Origin of the sequence: Arthrobacter sp. FX8 (assembly GCF_026723805.1) — a bacterium.
Taxonomy (GTDB): domain Bacteria; phylum Actinomycetota; class Actinomycetes; order Actinomycetales; family Micrococcaceae; genus Arthrobacter.
In genome coordinates, this window is the sequence record NZ_CP113505.1 from 1,740,529 (window position 1) to 1,756,901 (window position 16,373).

Below are 16,373 nucleotides of genomic sequence, written 5' to 3' on the forward strand. Positions count from 1 at the left end.
CAGGGACTTGGGGATCGACGGCGAATGGCTGGGTTTGGTGGGCAGTGGCGGCAGTAATTCTTGGCTGCGACACGAACGGGCTGCACCGCTGGGACTACGGAGCCGTCGTCGCGCAGGTGGCGCAGTCCGGCAGGTTCCTGGACCGCTGGCGCGTCGGCTTCTGCCCTGACATCCTCCCGGGGACCGAAGCGTGGCTCCTGGTGCAAGGCGGCAATGATGCAGGCAGCGGCCTCATCGGTCACGGGTCGGTGGCATCGGAGCCCTACCAGGCCGCCGCAGGCGATGATTCCGATGCCAGCGACTGGTTCATCGCAGTCGCTTTCGACGCACTGCTCCCGCTGGGCGAGCAAATACGCCCCGGGACCCTGCGGGAGGCCTTTCCCGGTGACCTCTGGGCCAAGGCGAACGGCCCCTCCCTGGTGACCTTGCCGCCGTCGTCCTGGCCTGTTCTGCAACGCTTGTGGAGGGAATACGGGCCCACGACGCCGGATCCCACCGAGGTGGTTGCCGGAACCTTTCCGCCGGGCGGCGTCAGCCATGTCCAGGTGAACCGCTTTGAGCGGGACCCCGACGCCCGCCGGGCCTGCCTGGCCTTCCACGGCACGTCGTGCGCCGCCTGCGGCTTCTCCTTTGAGTCCGCTTACGGTGAGGCCGGTACAGGAGCGACAGCCGTGCACCACGTGGTGCCGCCGGCCATGATTGGCAGCGGATACCAGCTTGACCCCATCGCCGACCTCATTCCGCTTTGCCATAACTGCCACGCCGTGGCGCATGGGGCAAACCCGGCGCGGACGGTTTCCGAACTCCGGAGCATCATGTCGGCCGCCGGGCATGTGCGGGGTGAAGTGGTCACTGACCTGGCCCTTCAGGCCCAGGAGGACGCACGGCGGATCCTCGGGGGCGGCAAGACGTAGGGGCCAGCATTCGGCGATAAAATTGCAGGGATGACATTGGCTGCACGTTCCGGGGTGTTTCAGTCGGTCAGGAGCGCCCGGCCCCTGTTGCGCCGCGTACCCGTATGGACATGGCGCGTCCTGATGCGCGCCGTCAGTGCCCGGGAGCAGGCGCGGTTCAACACCGACCCAATCACGGCTGTGGCATATGTGCACGACATTGACTACGTAGGTGATGCCCTCCGCGCCCACCGCCTCGACGTTTTGACACCGCTGCAGCCGGCAGCTGACTCTCCTGGTACAGAGGCTGTGGCGGCGGAGCTGCTTCCCGTCTACGTTTACTTCCATGGTGGCGGGTGGACATCCGGTGACAAGGCAGCCCTGACCAAGTACTGCGCCAACCAGGCAGTGGGCGGGATGGTGGTGGTCAACGTCAACTACCGGCACGCGCCCCGGTTCGCCATGGGACATGTGCTCGAGGATGCCAATGCCGCCCTGGCGTGGGTTGCCGCCAACATCGAGGGGTACGGCGGGAATCCCAAGAGGCTGATCCTGGGCGGGGACTCGGCCGGCGGACAGATCGCTGCCCTGCTGACCGCAGCCAGCCTGCGTTCCGAACTGGCGGCGCATTATGCCCTGCGGCCGGCAGTTCCCGCGGGACACCTGAAAGGGCTCGTCCAACACTGCAGCGCAGTGGATTTCTCGGTCTTCTTCGACAGCGGATTTGTCCTCAGCCTGAACTTCGTCCGTATGCTGTTACCACATGCATCCCGGGCAACGGCAGGTCCGGGAGCACGCAATGGCCGTAAGCGGCCCTCTCCACCACGGACCGTGGCGCGGCTGAGGAGCGCCGCGGGTTTCCTGTCCCCGATCGAGTGGCTGGACGGGACCCATCCGCCCGTGTTCCTCACCACGTCCGAGCGTGACTACTTCTACCGGGCAAACCTGAATTTCATCGAGCGCCTGCAACAACACGACGTTCCAGTGGATGCCCTGATCTACCCTTGGGACAGCCTCAACACCGAACACACCTGGCAACAGGATTACCGCTACCCCGAATCCCAGGAAGTCTACCGGCGCCTTCACGCGTTCGTCCGCGGTGTGGCTGAACGGTCCACCGGTCCTGCCCCTGAATAAACTCAAGGCACTGGACTATGTTGGGACCATGGCAGAGCTGGACCGGAACGGGTACGGGGTCGACCCCGAGGAGTTTGGCTCCGCCCTGGTGGACGCGGCCGCCTTGCTCGATGCGGAGCTGGGGGACGTTGACTGGTTCACTCCACCGCCGGGCGCTGTCCACCGATCCATTGATGTCCCCAGTGGCAGGCTCGCCGCCATGACGCTGGGCAATCCTGGCAATCCCAGCGTTGTGCTGGTGCCCGGAGCAACCGGTTCCAAAGAGGACTTCTCCCTCATGATGCCCGACCTGGCCAATGCCGGTTACTTCGCACTGAGCTACGACCTGGCGGGACAGTACCAGTCAGCGGCAGCGGGCCCCGAGAACCTGGTGCCGCCACGCAAGCATTATGACTACCGGCTTTTCGTGGACGACTTCCTTGCAGTTCTGGAGACCACTGCCACCCCAGTCCATGTTGTGGGTTATTCCTTCGCGGGAATCATTGCCCAACTCGCCTTTGGGGAGCGGCCGGAGCTCTTCAGGTCCCTCACGTTGCTTAGCTGTCCGCCGGAGCCAGGCCAGAGTTTCAGGGGGTGGGCCGCATCGGCCGGTTCAGCACGTGGGTGAACGGCCGGGTGGGTGCTGCCTTGCTGATCTGGGGCATCCGGAGCGGCAAGGTGGTGCACGTACCGGAGGGCAGGCGGCGGTTCGTGAACTACCGGTTCCGCTTCACCCGCCGCGCCTCGGTCCGGGACATCTATACGCTCATGCAGAACGTTCCGGATCTTCGGCAAAAACTGGCGGAGGCGCCCCTTCCCAAGTTTGTGGCCGTGGGCGAACACGACCTGTGGCCGCTCCAGCTTCACCGCCTCTTCGCCCAGTCAATCCGGGCCCGGATCGGCGTCTACAGGGGTGGCCACAGCCCCAGCGAAACGTCGCCCCACGAATTCAGCCGCGACCTCCTGGCTCTTTATGCCAAGGCCGGGAAGCGGTAACCGACGGCCCGTGCTTGCGCCGCCACTGGGCTCATTCCCGCCGGTGGCGCAACGGAGGCTGGTCCTTGAACTCGACGCGGAACGTGACAAGGGACATCTCGAGCCGGCGTCGGAACGCGGACCAGCTGGCGAAGGGGCGCGCGGACACGCCCACTTAGAGCGTGGGATCGTAAATGACGTCCATGTCCGGCCGGAGTCGGTGTGAGATTCCCTAGTGGCGTTGAAGGCTGGTTTCGGCACGAGGTTATCGCCGGGCATGGGACGGGAGACCTCGTCGGGCGTTGCGCCCCAGCTGCATGTCCCCGGCGCCTGTGCTTCCTGAAACCAGGGCATCGGCGCTACTATCTCCCAGCACGCCGCGACGCAGCGGCGTGGGCCAGCGGTTGAGGGGAGCGTGGACGTGGGCGGAGGCAGGGGAACTAGCGGCCCGCACTGGCGGCGTGTGCTGGCGACGCTTGGCAACAACGATGCCAGGACCGCGTACGCCCAAATCGTGCTTGGAGCTGCGGCGCCAGACGTACTGCCCAACGTGAAGGAACAGCGGCGAAACCGGGCCATCGATAGTCTGCTTGAGTCCGGACTCGTGGAACAGCACGCGCCCGGGCGGCTGGTGGCGGCCCAGACGATTTTTCGCGACCTTCTCGCCCAACAGCCCAAGCGTCAACCACAAATCGGGACAGATCGGTTCATGCGGCTTGGACGCATCGAAAGGTACCCGTCAAACTTGGCGCAACGGCGGGAACTCCTTGCCCGGATCGCGGACGAGGTCATGGCGCCCGGAGAACAACTCTCTGAGAGGCAGGTCAACGAACGGCTTCTCAGTTACACGGACGACGTGGTGCTGCTGCGAAGGTACATGGTTGACTTCGGACTGCTGCAGCGAACCCCCTCGGGCTCCTCCTACACCCGCCACGTCTAGTTCCGCCTAGTGTGGTGCTCCTCACCGGATTCCTGCCATGCCGCAGGTGCAGGAGGTGGTAAGTTCGGCCGCATGGAATGCGTCGTCATCTACACCGTCCGTGAAGGCATCGACCGCTCGCGTGTCATGGAGACGTACCCGCGCCACAAGGCCTACTACGAGGCGTTCCACGCGGAAGGCGGGGGGCTCGTGGCCCTGGGTCCATTCCAAACGGCTGACCCGGAGCTTAGTTCCATGGGCATTTTCACTTCCCGACAGGAGGCCGAGCGTTTCGTCGCTGCAGACCCCTTTATTACCGAGGGACTGGCCGAATGGCGGCTCTTGGAGTGGAACGCTGTACACCTCGGGTAGTGGCGCTCCATGGCGTGTCGCACGCAGCCACATAAGAAGTCGCAGAGTCACCCGAAGGAAGCATGCCCAATGAACAAGAACCGGCTGGAAGCGTTCAGCGACGGTGTCCTGGCGATCATCATCACCATCATGGTTCTGGAACTCCATACCCCGGAGGAACCAACGTGGGAAGGTGTGGCCAGCGTCCTGCCCACCCTCTTCAGCTACCTGTTGAGCTTCGTGTATGTCGGAATCTACTGGAACAACCACCACCACATGATCCATTTGGCGAGCCGCGTTAATGGGGCCATCCTGTGGGCGAACCTCCATCTGTTGTTCTGGCTGTCGCTGTTTCCTTTTACAACCCGATGGATGGATGAGTCCGGCTTCGCGCAGGTCCCTGTGCTGCTGTACGGGATCAACCTGCTGTGCGCAGCAATCGCATACTTCATCCTGGAGCGCCGCCTGATTGCTGCTCAGGGCAAGGACGGGGCCCTCGCCAGTGCTGTCGGCCGGGACTGGAAGGGCAAAGCGTCGCCGCTGATCTATCTCCTTGGCATTGCGCTAACCCCTGTCCAGCCCCTGCTCGGGCTCGCCGTTTACACCATCGTGGCCCTTATCTGGCTGGTCCCGGACCGCAGGGTCGAACACTTTGTAACCCGGTCACATCAGAATGGGGCCCACGATTAGCCCGATGGAGATTGGCGCCAGATTCGATGGCCGCCTCCACCATTGGAGCCGTCATACCTCCGTGGTGCGCCTTGCCGCCGAGAAGACGGCCGGGCCGGGTAGGCGAATTCCGCAGGGTCGTGGTTGATTTGAACCGCGGGCGTGGCCACCATGGAACCGTGGAAACGAAAGGCCTCCGGCGCCGGCTCGCCTTTCCCCTGTGCCTGCTGGTAACGGCAGCCGGCACGGCAGGGTGCTCCTATGACTTCCCCGATCCGGCACACGCCCCGGCAGCCGAAGCTGACCGCACGGCCGCACCTGAACCCTCCCGGATGACGGCATCCGCTACCCGCCCCACTGACCCCCTGATCCTTGAGCGGGAGGCCAGAAACTACCAGGACCTGGACAGCTTTCTCCTGGCCGTGCAGGGCCCGGTTCTCCTTTTTCAAAAGGGTCCGCTGGACGGCCCCGGCAGGGGCTTTGGCACGACGGAAGAAGTCCCCGCGGCGGGCACGTACACGGTCACTGCTGCGTGCGTCGGTGCTGCCAACGCCAAAGTCTTCATCCGGCAGGAGAATCCCAAGGTCATACTCTGGCCCGTCGAGCTCACAGTGGATTGCCCAGGGTCCACGTCCCAAGTCATCACGCTTCAACAGGGCTACGTTTCCGCACACCTGTCCCTGCCCGCGGCGGGAGACGCACCCTGGACGGGAGCTGTTGCCGGAGTACGGGTGACCCGCTGAGGCTGTCACCCCTTCCCGCCGTCAGCATCCCCGGCCTCCCCCGGGCGACGATCCGTTCGGCTGGAGCGCTGCCCAGTGAGAGCTAAGAGCCTTGTCAGGCCATGGAGGCGCCTTTTATCTTCGAGCGGATGAAGTCGTGATCCTCACCGGAGACGAGCGCCTGCCCGTGCTGCCCTGTGGCCAGGTCCTCCCCGGTTTCCTTCGAGATCACCGCCGTGATGGTCCTGGGCAGCATCTGGCACCCCGGGTTGTCGATCAGCCACTTCTGCGTGGCAGGGTCAAGGCGGTCCCAACGGTCTTTGAGGTTCATTAGCGGGGCATCTCCGTGCTCGGTCCTGCAGAGCCACAACGCTCTGCAGACAGGCTTCGCCTGTCCCAACGCACCAGTAAACCCCGCCCTTCACGGGGAACACAGGGACCAAAGTCCCCACCTCAGGCGGGGCTTCCGGAACGCCTCCTTGTTGCCCGGCCGGTGCTGCTGTGGATACCCATCACTTGCCAACCCATTGGTAAGCATGCTTATTATGAGCGAAGCCGAATGCGAACGGCTGCCAACCAGAGGAGGAGACACCATGGGACTAGGCGACAAGATTGAAAACGCTGCCGAGAAAGCGGGCGGAAAAGGCAAGGAAGCTGCCGGTAACGCCACGGGCGATGACAGCCTGAAGGCGGAAGGCCAAGCGGACCAGGCCAAGGGCGATGTGAAGCAGGCCGGCGAAAAGGTCAAGGACGCATTCAAGCACTGACACCGTTTACGGGAAGGGCGCGCTCAGCGAACGGGGCGCGCCCTTCGTCGAGTCGGGGTGCACTCCAGCCACCCCTGATTGACCTGCGTGCTCGCCCCCTACGTGTTTGGTGCCGCCTGGCTTGCCTTGTTCTTCACGGCCCGCCGGCTCCACTTGGCCAGCCGCGCACCGCCCCGAACCAGGCCGCCCCAGCTCCGACCCATGGGTGGCTTGTACAATCTTTCAGCTCTTCGGTGCGGAGTTGCTTCCGCAACTCCCAGTTGCGCCGTCCTAAACTTTGGCCATGCACCCCTTAGCGGCAATAGGGCTGGTTTTTCTCGCCGGGCTTGCCTGGTTGGGCACCGTCCTGACCCTGCTCGTTGCCTTGGCCAAAGCCCGACGCCGGCTGCCGGCTGACGTCGGGCAGGCAGCCCAGAGCGTGGAGACGCAAGCCTCCGCTGGCAGTGGGGCCATAACGTAAACGGCATGGCACATTGCTGCCGACGGCGACCTGTCGCCGGCCTGACGCGACCGCCCGGTATTACCTGGCGGCCGCGGCCCAGCAGTCAGCCATGCCCCGACGGTGGACCGGCGGGATCCCGGGGCTTCAAGGAGCCTGGGAGTCAATGGCCTTCCGGTCGATGGACTTGAGGGCGGCCAGACGTGCTTCCACTTCGGTCTGCTCTCCGAGGTCTTCCAGGGAGGCGAACTGGGCATCGAGGGATGAGGCTGCGAGTTCCTGCTGGCCGCGAACGGTGGCCTCTTGGCGTCGGATCCGCTCCTCATACCGCCCGATGGCCGACGTCGGATCACCGGCGTCCAAGGATTTGAGGGCATCGTGGACCTGGGACTGCGCGGCCGCCGTCCGGGATCTGGCTACCAGCTCGTTGCGCTTGGCCGTCAGCTCGTGCAGCTTGCCCTTCATCTGGTCGAGCCCGCCCTTAAGCTTGTCGACCACTTCGTTCTGGGCCGCAAGCCCGGGTACGGCGTCTTTCACGAGCTTCTCGGCGGCCATCTGCCGCTGCAGGGCAACCTTGGCGAGGTTGTCGAACTTCTGCGCATCGGCGAGGTTGCCGGCGGACCGGAACTCGTCGCCCTTCCTGGACGCGGCCAGAGCCTTGCGGCCCCATTCGTTGGCGTCGGCGACGTTACGTTTGTGGTCCTCCTCCAGCATCCGGAGGTTGCCTATGGTCTGGGCGATCGCGGCCTCGGCTTCGCGGATATTCTCCGAGTAATCCCGGACCATCTGGTCCAGCATTTTCTGCGGATCCTCCGCGGAGTCCAGGAGGGCATTGAGGTTTGCCTTGGCCAACTGGGCCACGCGGGCGAAAATACTCTGCTTCACGGGATTCTTTCTATCAGTAGTGGAATTCGCATCCTATGTGTTCGGCACCGCAGGGGACCAGATTCCCTACGCTATGCCTGCCACCCGCCGCGCCTACTTGGTGGCCAGGTCGTGGCGGCGGAAGGTTCCGGCGATGGAGAGTTTCCGGCCGTATTCGATGGACCCGTACCGGAACAGGTGGACAGCCAGCCGCAGGATAATAAGGCCGACGACGAAGAGTTCGACGATGACGATGGCGGATTCAACTGGGTTCAGGGTGCCGAACCCGTTGCGGAGCAGGGCGGTCACCGGAGCGGTCAGCGGGAAGTAGGTGAAGATCTGCACGATCAGCGCGCCCGGGTTGGAGATGATCAGGCTGAATGTGTAGAAGGGGATAAACATCATGGCCACAAGCGGGCCGAAGACGGTCCCGGCTTCCTTGGCGGTCGGCATGATCGCCCCTATGGCCACCAGGACCCCGGTAAAGACGGCGAATCCACCCAGCGTGAGAAGGGCCCCTGTGATCATGGGGCCGGGTTCGAAGACCAGGGATGACAGATCCACCTCGGGCAGGGCCAGGCGGTTCCGGAAAAACAGGTAGGCCAATCCGACCGGGGCCAGGAACACCAGGATCTGGACCAGGCCGACGGCGAACAGCGAGATGATCTTGCCGGTGATCAGTGTGGTTGGATTCAGGGTGGTCAGGATCATTTCAGTGACCCGGTTTTCCTTCTCCTCCAAGGTGGAATTCAGCATCTGGTTCGAAAGAAGGATCATCGAAAAATAGAAGATGACCAGGAACAGCAGTGGTGGAATGATCCCGCCGACGCCCGCGGCGGCCTTGCCGTCCTTGAATATTTCGGAGTCAAATTTTACCGTCCCGGTCAGGGCCGCCGTCAGCTGGGGTGAGCCGACTTGGTGCTGGGCCGAGACCGCGAGCAGCTGCTTGGCCACGGCCACGTACTTGTCGTTCTCAAACGTGCCTTTGTCCGCACCGTACACCTTTACCGGCTCTTTGGCCGGATCGGCAGGGTAGGCGAAGTATGCCTCCGAGGCGCCGTCCTTCACGGCAGCGATCGCGGCTTCGGGGTCGCTGGCAGTTGTTCCGCCGGCCAACTCGGCGGCAGACGCCATGATGATTCCGGAGGCGTCCGTGTACGTGAAAGCGAACGTCGCACTCTTCTGGGCGGCGGCGCTGTCCTTTGTGCTGGCGTTGGACGCGTACACGAGGGCGAAGATAATGATGAGAATGACCGGCAGCGCCAGGGTTGCGATGACGAAGCCCCGTTTCTTGATGGTCCGGAAGAACTCGAACGCGATCACGGTCCCAAGGTTGTGCTGTCCCAGTGCCATGTTCAGCCTTCCGCCAGTTCGTGCTGTTCGCCGTACACCTTGATGAAGATCTCATCCAGGGAGATCCGGGCCGGCGTGAATGACCGGACCACGGCCCCGGCTTCGACCAGCTCGCGCAGCACCGCGGCCTCACTGGACCCGGGGCGCGGCGCCAGTTCGGCGACCCCGTCCACGTCGTCGACGACGTCGAAAAGTGCCGATGCGGGCAACGGTCCGTCGTGGGTGACCCGGTAGACGGTGCCGCCGAACTCTTCCTGGACCTCTTCCACCGTCCCGTAAGCGTGGGAGACTCCGTCCTTGAGCAGGATTACCCGGTCACACAGCCGTTCGACTTCTTCCATCTGGTGGGTGACCATGATGACGGTGGCGCCGGCCCGCTTGTGCTCTTCGATAATGTCCATCAGCAGCCGCCGGTTCACGGGGTCAAAGCCCTTGGTCGGCTCGTCCAAAATAAGCAGTTCGGGATCGTTCATGATCGTCACGCCCAACTGGACCTTTTGCTGTTGGCCGCTGGAGAGCTTGTCCAACCGGGACTTTGCCTTGTCGGCCAGACCCACCCGCTCCAAGTAGTGTCCGGACCAGGACCGGGCCGCGGCCATGGACAGGCCCTTGAGCCGGCCGAAGTAGACCATGACATCCAGGACGTGTTCCTTTTTGTACAGGCCGCGCTCTTCCGGCAGGTATCCGAGACGGGCCCCGTCGCGGGGCTCAAAGGCTTTGCCCCCTATGTGCAGGATCCCCGCGGTGGGCTGGTAGATGCCCAGCAGCGCCCGCAAAGTGGTGGTCTTCCCGGATCCATTGGACCCCAGGAAACCGAACGTCTCCCCCGCGTGCACGTCGAAGGACAGATCCCGGATGACCGTGGTGTCCCCGAAGTCCATCCGGAAGTCCTGAATGTGAACCAGCGGCTCCTGCGCTGCGTCCCCCATCGTCATGGTTTCAGACTAGCGGTTACCGATCTGCTCGTGTCGCGCAAGTGCCCGGTTGGGCTCAGACTCCGGACCTACCGGATCCCCGCGGCACGAAGGGTCCGGGCCAGTTCACCTGCGGCTGAGTGGAGCGTCTCCACGGTTTTCGAGATGACGTCGTCTGTGGCAAGTTCCACCGGCATGGAGCAGCTCATGGCGTCCGTCCCGGGGATGCGGTACGGAACCACCACGCTAACGCAGCAAAGCCCCACCGTGTTTTGCTCCCACTCAATGGCATGGCCCGTCTTCCGGAACTCAGTCAGCTCGGCCTGAAGCGCCTCGAAATCAGGGACGCTGTTCGGGGTCAGCTGGGGATAGGGCCCGCCGCCAAGCCGCTGCCGGACCTCCGTATCCGTGTACTCGGAGAGGATGGCTTTGCCCAGGGCCGTCACTTGGGCCGGAAGCTTGCGCCCTACCCTTGAGGACAGCCGGCGCCGGTCTACAGCCTGCCGGGTTGCAAGATAGATGACGTCGGACCGGTCGATGCGGGCGTAGTGGGTAGTGAAGGTCGTGGCATTGCGGACCTTTTCCAGAATGGCCGAAACGTGTTCCATCACCGGATCCCTGTCCAGGTACGCCGTACCGCACAGCAGGGCATGCGTGCCGATCCTATAGGCGCCCTCCGGTGTTTGCTCGATCCAGTTGAGCTCCAGGAGCGTCAACAGCAGCCAGTGCAGGCTGGAACGGGGATACCCGGTCTGCTTGAAGATCTCGGCGGTGGTGAGCGGCTGCGGAGCGGACGCCAGGAGCTCAAGGATGGCGATGGTCCGCTCTGCGGACTTGACCAGTTTGACGTCGCCGGGCGCGTCCCCCGCGTGCCGGCCTGTACATCCAGCGGTGCCATTACCGCTCCCCCTTTCGCCGCACCGGACTGCGGCAGCTCATTTCGCGGCCAGGTGCGGGTAGTTGTCCATACCTACCCTATGACCATCGCTGGCCCAAAACCCGCCAAGGAGTCCCGTTTCAGCGTTCCCCCCGGAAGTATCGACCTCATTGGCATAGAGCTCCGCGTCGTCCTGCGGGTCGTAGCCGATGCGCCGTCCTGCCTGGAGGTTCGCCCAGCCGCGGGTGTTGGCCGAGACAGCCCACACCACGTGATGGCCCGGGGCACCGAGGTCGTTCAACGCCGCCTCCACGAGCCTGAACGAATCCGCCGGGGAAAGCCACGAACCAAGGGTCCTGGCGTTGCCCGGGCGCTGGCCGCCGGTACCTATCCGGGCACTGACCACTTTCATTCCGTACTTGTCCGCATACAGGCTGCCGAGCGCTTCCGCGGCCACTTTGCTGACCCCGTAGTACGTATCGGGCCGCGGCGGAAGTACAGCATCCGCCGCGGCATCAGCAAGGTCGTGGAAGCCCACGGCGTGCGTGGAACTGGCCAGCAATACGCGTTCGACGCCGTTGCGGCGGGCTGCTTCCAGCGTCACCTGGGTGCCGGTGATGTTGGTGGCAACGATTTCCTGCCAGGTCATTTCCCGGTGGAGTCCGCCCAGGTGGACAACCCCGGATGTGGCCCTGAGGGACGTGTTCATGAAATCTGGATCAGTTACGGATCCCACCAGGGCAACCTCGTTGGGACGCAAATTCCGGGCTTCCACCAGGTCCAGCAGCCGGACTTCATATCCGGCATCAGCAAGGTAGGGACGCAGCAACGTGGCCATCATGCCGGCACCACCCGTCATGGCGATCGCCTGTGCTTTCTGTGCTGCCGGCAAGTTTCCTCCAATGGTTGACAGCCTGTGATGCTAATCATACTCTCATGAAGTATGTTTCACATGATAGCAGATGTTCATATATGTAAAAGGAGAATCAGAGTGGATTCGAAGCTCAAGGCACGCTCCCGTGCGGCTCTGGCATTGGCGGTGACCTCAGCCACCCTGCTGACGGGCTGTGGCAGCGGGTCGTCCGCCCCTGCGGCCAAGGATGACGGCCAGCCCATCGAGGTCTGGGCGCGCGCCGGCACCGACGCCTCCACGACCTACGCGGCGCTGTTCAAGGAATTCACGGCAAAGACCGGTATCCCGGTCAACTTTCAGGGGGTGCCGGACCTGGACCAGCAACTGCAGACCAGGGCGGCCTCCAAGAAGCTTCCGGATATCGTCATCAACGACTCCGCGGCTCTTGGCAACTACACTTCCCAGGGCTACCTGCAGAAACTGGACAAGTCAGCGGTGGACGGAGGCGACAAGATCTCCGACTCCCTGTGGAATGAGGCAGTGGGCCAGGACGGGGCTACTTACGGGGTCCCGTTCTCTCGCCAGACGATGGTGACCATGATCAGGAAGGACTGGCGCGAGAAGCTGGGTCTCCCCGTTCCCAAGACGCAGGAAGACCTCGCGGCGCTGGCCACCGCATTTGCTACACAGGACCCGGACGGAAATGGCCAGGCAGACACTTTCGGGATGACCGTTCCGGGATCCACCGAACGTGGATACCTGGGTTGGTGGGCCTCATCGTACCTTTGGCAGGACGGCGGCGCCTACCTGAAGGACAACGGCAACGGAAAGTACACCGCTTCCGCCGCAAGCAGTGAAAGCCAGAAAGGCGTCACCTGGATCAAGCAACAGTTCTGCACGCCCGGCAGCACGCAGCCGGGCGCACTGACGGCGGCCACCAGCGCTGCGTCACCCTTTTTCCAGACCGGAAAGACCGGGATCATTCTCACCGGCCCCTACAACTTCTCCTCGTTTGATACGGCGCTGGGCAAGGACCGGTACGAAGTCATCGAAACTCCCAAGGGTTCGGTGGACAACACAGTCCTGGCCGAAGGCGAGAACATCTATGTCACTGCCACCAACGGCAAAAAGGACCAGACAAAGCAGGTTATCGACTACCTCGTGTCCGCCGACGGGCAAAAGGCGGGCATGACCGCCGGCAAGCAGCCGATTGTCCGCGTACCCGTCAATTCCGACGTCGATGCTGCCGCCGTCTACAACGATCCCCGGTGGACCGTCGTCCAGGACGCGCTGAAGAACTCGTCAAAGTCCTTCCCCTCGGCCATCAACTTCGTGCCGATCAAGCAGGCAGCCGCCGAATCCCTGAACAAGATCTTCTCGGACTGCGCGGCGGATAACGTGGCGTCCGGCCTTAAGGATCTCGACTCGGCCATCACCAACGAACTGACAAGCCAGAACGCCAAGTCATGACCGCAACACCAACGAAACCGGCAGGTGCCTTGACGGCGGAGCCGGAGTCAGCGCCACCGGCCCCCGCAGCAAACGCCGCAACGGCAGACAGACCATGGCCATCTGGTTGTTCCTGGTGCCGGCCGCCGTCCTGGGCCTCTACTTCAAATTCATCCCCATGGCCGAAGGCATTCGGCTGAGCTTTTTCAAAGTGCAGCCGTTCCTGGGTGACGTTTTCGTCGGCTTCGACAACTATGTTGGCGTGCTGACGGATGCACGCTTCTTGGAGGCCCTTGGACACACTGTGGTCCTGGGCGTCACCCAGACCCTCGGCGCACTGGTGGTGGGCTTTCTTCTGGCCCTGCTCCTGGAAGGGCAGGCACGGTCACTGTGGATCCTCCGCACCACCATTTTCCTGCCTGTCGTCACGGCGCTGGCTGTGGTGGGCGAAATCTGGCGCCTGTTGTACTTCCCCACACCGGACGGACCCCTCAACAGCATCCTGGGCTGGCTAGGACTCGGCCCGCTGCAGTTCCTCAACGGTACGGACACGGCACTGTGGTCCATCGCCGTCGTCGGCATCTGGAGCGGCGCGCCCTACAACATGGTGATCATCCTTGCCGGGCTTACCGGGGTGGACCGCTCCCTGTATGAGTCTGCGGGCGTGGACGGAGCCACGGTCTGGCAGCGACTGCGGTACATCACGCTGCCGGCCCTTCGTCCTTCACTGGTGATCGTCCTGACGTTGGCAGCCATCCGCAGCCTGCGCAGCTTCACGGAAGTGTACGTACTTACCGGAGGCGGCCCGGCCGGCTCAACAGAGGTGTGGATGACCCGCATGTATTCCCTGGGATTCCAGCGGAACGATATTGGCGTGGCCTCTGCCGCGGCAGTCCTGCTCCTGGTGGCCACCCTGCTCCTGACCGTTGGAACCCAGCTCCTGGCCAAAAGGAAGGCAGCACGATGAGCCAGACACTGACCCGAAAGAACTCCCGCACGGCCAGGCCGTCGTCCTCCGCCAGGTTCGACACGGCCCTGGGATGGTCGCCCCGTTTTGGACCCAACATGGTCCTGCGGATGCTGCTCTGCGCACTGGTGTTCTGCATTTTCGCCCTGCCGTTCCTGGCCATCATCTCCGGCGCTTTTGACCGGAACTCCAGCCCGACCGAGATTTCGCTGCTGCCCAAGACATTCACGCTCCAGAACTTCCAGGCAGCACAGCAGCAGGGTCTGTGGGGTTACCTGCTGAACTCCCTGGTGGTGGCCGGCGGAGGGCTCCTGCTCCAAATGACCGTTTCCGTGTTCGCCGCCTACAGCCTCAGCCGCAGGAAATTCCGGGGACAGGCCCTGGTCCTCCTGCTGGTCCTGATGACCATGATGCTCCCCGAAGAGATCATCGGCATCCCCCTGTCCCTGGTGTTGGGTGACCTCCCGCTGCTGGGCATCAGTTTGCGGGGAACCGTCCTTGCCGTCATCCTGCCGGTGGGCATCTGGGGCTTCTCTATCTTCATCATGAGCGAATTCATGAAGGAGATTCCCGCGGAAATCGAGGAGGCTGCCCGGCTTGACGGGGTGGGTGAGTTCCGCATGCTCTTCACCATCATCCTGCCTCTGTGCAAGCCGGCGCTGGGCGTCATCGGGATTTTCGGCTTCATGATGGTCTGGGACCAGTACCTCCTCCCCCTCATCGCGGCCAATGACCCCGGAGACTACACCCTGACCGTGGCACTGGCGGTACTTCGCAACGACACCACAGTCGGACCCGGCGTGCTGCTGGCGGGTGCCCTGATGGCCATGATTCCCAGCCTCCTGGTGTACCTCTTCCTGCAAAGCTCCATGATCCGCGGCATCACCTCGGGCGCAACCAAGGGCTAGGGAAGGCCCGGCCTCCCCAACCCTCCACGAAAGAATTTCCATGAATATCAGCTCAATTGTTCCTGCCACCGCGGCACCCACCGCGGCAGACCTGACGATCAACGACATCACCATCACACCGATCGCCTTTTCCGATCCACCGCTCCTGAACGCCGTCGGCGTCCACGAGCCCCTGGTCCATAGGGTGGTCATTGAAGTCCGCACCGCCAACGGGCTCCTGGGCCTGGGCGAATGTGCCGGCGGCCAGAGCCGCCTGGACAACCTCGCCGCCGGCGCCAATGCCATCAAGGGCGTCAGTATCTTTGAAACCTCCACAATGGAGCGGCTCATCAACCAGGCGCTGGACCCAAATCTCTCTGCCTTTGAACGGGCTGCCGTCTTCTCCGCCTTCGAAGTCGCTGCCCTGGATATCCAGGGGCATGCAACGGGCAGGACCGTGAGCGAACTGCTCGGCGGCACTGTGCGGGACGAGGTCCCCTTCAGCGCCTACCTCTTCTACAAGTGGGCTGAACACCCTGCTCACGATGGACGCCCGGCCATTTCCGACGGCTGGGGCGAGGCGCTGGATCCGGAGGGCATCGTCCGGCAGGCTCGCCGGATGATCACCGAGTACGGATTCAAATCCATCAAACTCAAGGGCGGCGTCTTTCCACCCGCCCATGAAATTGAAGCTATCCGGGCTTTGCGTGAAGCGTTCCCGGACCTTCCGCTCCGGCTGGACCCCAACACTGCCTGGACGGTGGAGACCTCGAAATGGGTGGCGGCCGAAACGAGCGGGCTGCTTGAGTACCTGGAAGATCCGACGCCGGGCCTGGAGGGAATGGGCCAGGTCGCGGCTGCTGCCCCCATGCCGCTTGCCACCAATATGTGCGTCGTGGCCTTCGACCACATCAAAAAGAGTGTGGAACTCGATTCCGTCCAGGTAATCCTCGGTGACCATCACTACTGGGGCGGCCTCCGCCACACCCGGGAACTGGGCACCATCTGCGAAACCTTCGGAATAGGATTGTCCATGCATTCCAATTCCCACCTTGGCATCAGCCTTGCTGCCATGGTCCACGTCGCCGCCGCAACGCCTGCCCTGACGTACGCCTGTGATACCCACTATCCCTGGAACGGGCACAACGACGTGGTCAAGCCCGGAGCCCTGAAGTTTGTGGACGGCAGCGTGCCGGTTCCCACCGGCACCGGCCTTGGCGTGGAGCTGAACCGGGAGAAACTGGCTGAACTCCACCAGCAGTACCTGGACGCCCGCATGACGGCGCGGGATGACACGGGCTACATGCAGCGTTTTGTCCCCGACTTCACGGCTGCCCTCCCCCGGTGGTAGGTCCGCA

The 16,373-nt window shown here is 63.5% G+C and carries 17 protein-coding genes and 2 pseudogenes; 12 read left to right on the forward strand and 7 right to left on the reverse strand.

Annotated elements, in window-relative coordinates; genetic code table 11:
- The first annotated feature begins 44 nt into the window (after positions 1-44).
- The 7 genes and pseudogenes from OUO20_RS07910 to OUO20_RS07940 all read left to right on the forward strand — a co-directional run bounded on the left by OUO20_RS07910 (position 45) and on the right by OUO20_RS07940 (position 5,666).
- Positions 45-914, forward strand: a complete 870-nt coding sequence (locus OUO20_RS07910; RefSeq protein ID WP_268003206.1) for an HNH endonuclease — start codon at positions 45-47, stop codon at positions 912-914.
- A gap of 30 nt (positions 915-944) precedes the next feature.
- Entirely contained in the window at positions 945-2,030 is a 1,086-nt protein-coding gene (locus tag OUO20_RS07915) for an alpha/beta hydrolase (RefSeq protein WP_268003207.1), read from the forward strand.
- A 28-nt stretch (positions 2,031-2,058) separates the two neighbouring features.
- Positions 2,059-3,005 (forward strand): annotated as a pseudogene (locus OUO20_RS07920) (alpha/beta fold hydrolase).
- 442 nt (positions 3,006-3,447) lie between these two features.
- On the forward strand, positions 3,448-3,924 hold the full coding sequence (locus tag OUO20_RS07925) for a DUF2087 domain-containing protein (protein ID WP_268003208.1): 477 nt from the start codon (positions 3,448-3,450) through the stop codon (positions 3,922-3,924).
- Between the two features lie 72 nt (positions 3,925-3,996).
- On the forward strand, positions 3,997-4,275 hold the full coding sequence (locus OUO20_RS07930; RefSeq protein WP_268003209.1) for a YciI family protein: 279 nt from the start codon (positions 3,997-3,999) through the stop codon (positions 4,273-4,275).
- Positions 4,276-4,344: 69 nt separating this feature from the next.
- Positions 4,345-4,944, forward strand: coding sequence for a TMEM175 family protein (locus OUO20_RS07935; RefSeq protein ID WP_018769411.1), 600 nt, complete (start codon positions 4,345-4,347; stop codon positions 4,942-4,944).
- Positions 4,945-5,102: 158 nt separating this feature from the next.
- Positions 5,103-5,666, forward strand: a complete 564-nt coding sequence (locus OUO20_RS07940) for a hypothetical protein (protein WP_268003210.1) — start codon at positions 5,103-5,105, stop codon at positions 5,664-5,666.
- Positions 5,667-5,760: 94 nt separating this feature from the next.
- On the opposite strand, the gene OUO20_RS07945 is transcribed toward OUO20_RS07940, so the two are convergent.
- A complete protein-coding gene (locus tag OUO20_RS07945) occupies positions 5,761-5,976 on the reverse strand; it encodes a hypothetical protein (RefSeq protein ID WP_018769413.1) in 216 nt (71 codons plus the stop codon).
- Positions 5,977-6,238: 262 nt separating this feature from the next.
- On the opposite strand from OUO20_RS07945, the gene OUO20_RS07950 reads away from it, so the two are divergent.
- Positions 6,239-6,412, forward strand: a complete 174-nt coding sequence (locus tag OUO20_RS07950) for a CsbD family protein (protein ID WP_018769414.1) — start codon at positions 6,239-6,241, stop codon at positions 6,410-6,412.
- Positions 6,413-6,998: 586 nt separating this feature from the next.
- Here OUO20_RS07950 and OUO20_RS07955 read toward each other — a convergent pair.
- The 6 genes and pseudogenes from OUO20_RS07955 to OUO20_RS07980 all read right to left on the reverse strand — a co-directional run bounded on the left by OUO20_RS07955 (position 6,999) and on the right by OUO20_RS07980 (position 11,751).
- Entirely contained in the window at positions 6,999-7,736 is a 738-nt protein-coding gene (locus tag OUO20_RS07955) for a PspA/IM30 family protein (protein ID WP_056390588.1), read from the reverse strand.
- Positions 7,737-7,829: 93 nt separating this feature from the next.
- Positions 7,830-9,062, reverse strand: coding sequence for an ABC transporter permease (locus OUO20_RS07960; RefSeq protein WP_442781134.1), 1,233 nt, complete (start codon positions 9,060-9,062; stop codon positions 7,830-7,832).
- Positions 9,063-9,070: 8 nt separating this feature from the next.
- Complete coding sequence (locus OUO20_RS07965; protein ID WP_268003404.1) at positions 9,071-9,997, reverse strand: ABC transporter ATP-binding protein; 927 nt, start codon at positions 9,995-9,997, stop codon at positions 9,071-9,073.
- Between the two features lie 74 nt (positions 9,998-10,071).
- Positions 10,072-10,698: an IclR family transcriptional regulator gene (locus OUO20_RS07970; protein WP_268003212.1), complete on the reverse strand. Its 627-nt coding sequence runs from the start codon at positions 10,696-10,698 to the stop codon at positions 10,072-10,074.
- A 21-nt stretch (positions 10,699-10,719) separates the two neighbouring features.
- A pseudogene (locus tag OUO20_RS21465) lies at positions 10,720-10,824 on the reverse strand (helix-turn-helix domain-containing protein); the annotation flags it as partial.
- 93 nt (positions 10,825-10,917) lie between these two features.
- Positions 10,918-11,751, reverse strand: coding sequence for an NAD-dependent epimerase/dehydratase family protein (locus tag OUO20_RS07980; RefSeq protein ID WP_082581728.1), 834 nt, complete (start codon positions 11,749-11,751; stop codon positions 10,918-10,920).
- Positions 11,752-11,850: 99 nt separating this feature from the next.
- Between OUO20_RS07980 and OUO20_RS07985 the strand changes: the two genes are divergently transcribed.
- From OUO20_RS07985 to OUO20_RS08000, 4 genes are all read left to right on the forward strand, one after another.
- Positions 11,851-13,182 carry an ABC transporter substrate-binding protein gene (locus OUO20_RS07985; RefSeq protein ID WP_144599792.1) on the forward strand — a complete coding sequence of 444 codons (1,332 nt, stop codon included), beginning with the start codon at positions 11,851-11,853 and terminating at the stop codon, positions 13,180-13,182.
- A 94-nt stretch (positions 13,183-13,276) separates the two neighbouring features.
- Positions 13,277-14,128: a carbohydrate ABC transporter permease gene (locus OUO20_RS07990; protein ID WP_268003213.1), complete on the forward strand. Its 852-nt coding sequence runs from the start codon at positions 13,277-13,279 to the stop codon at positions 14,126-14,128.
- Positions 14,125-15,036 carry a carbohydrate ABC transporter permease gene (locus OUO20_RS07995; protein WP_018769423.1) on the forward strand — a complete coding sequence of 304 codons (912 nt, stop codon included), beginning with the start codon at positions 14,125-14,127 and terminating at the stop codon, positions 15,034-15,036. Before OUO20_RS07990 ends, OUO20_RS07995 begins: the two co-directional genes overlap by 4 nt.
- Positions 15,037-15,076: 40 nt before the next feature.
- Positions 15,077-16,366, forward strand: a complete 1,290-nt coding sequence (locus tag OUO20_RS08000) for a glucarate dehydratase family protein (RefSeq protein WP_268003214.1) — start codon at positions 15,077-15,079, stop codon at positions 16,364-16,366.
- Positions 16,367-16,373: the final 7 nt, after the last annotated feature.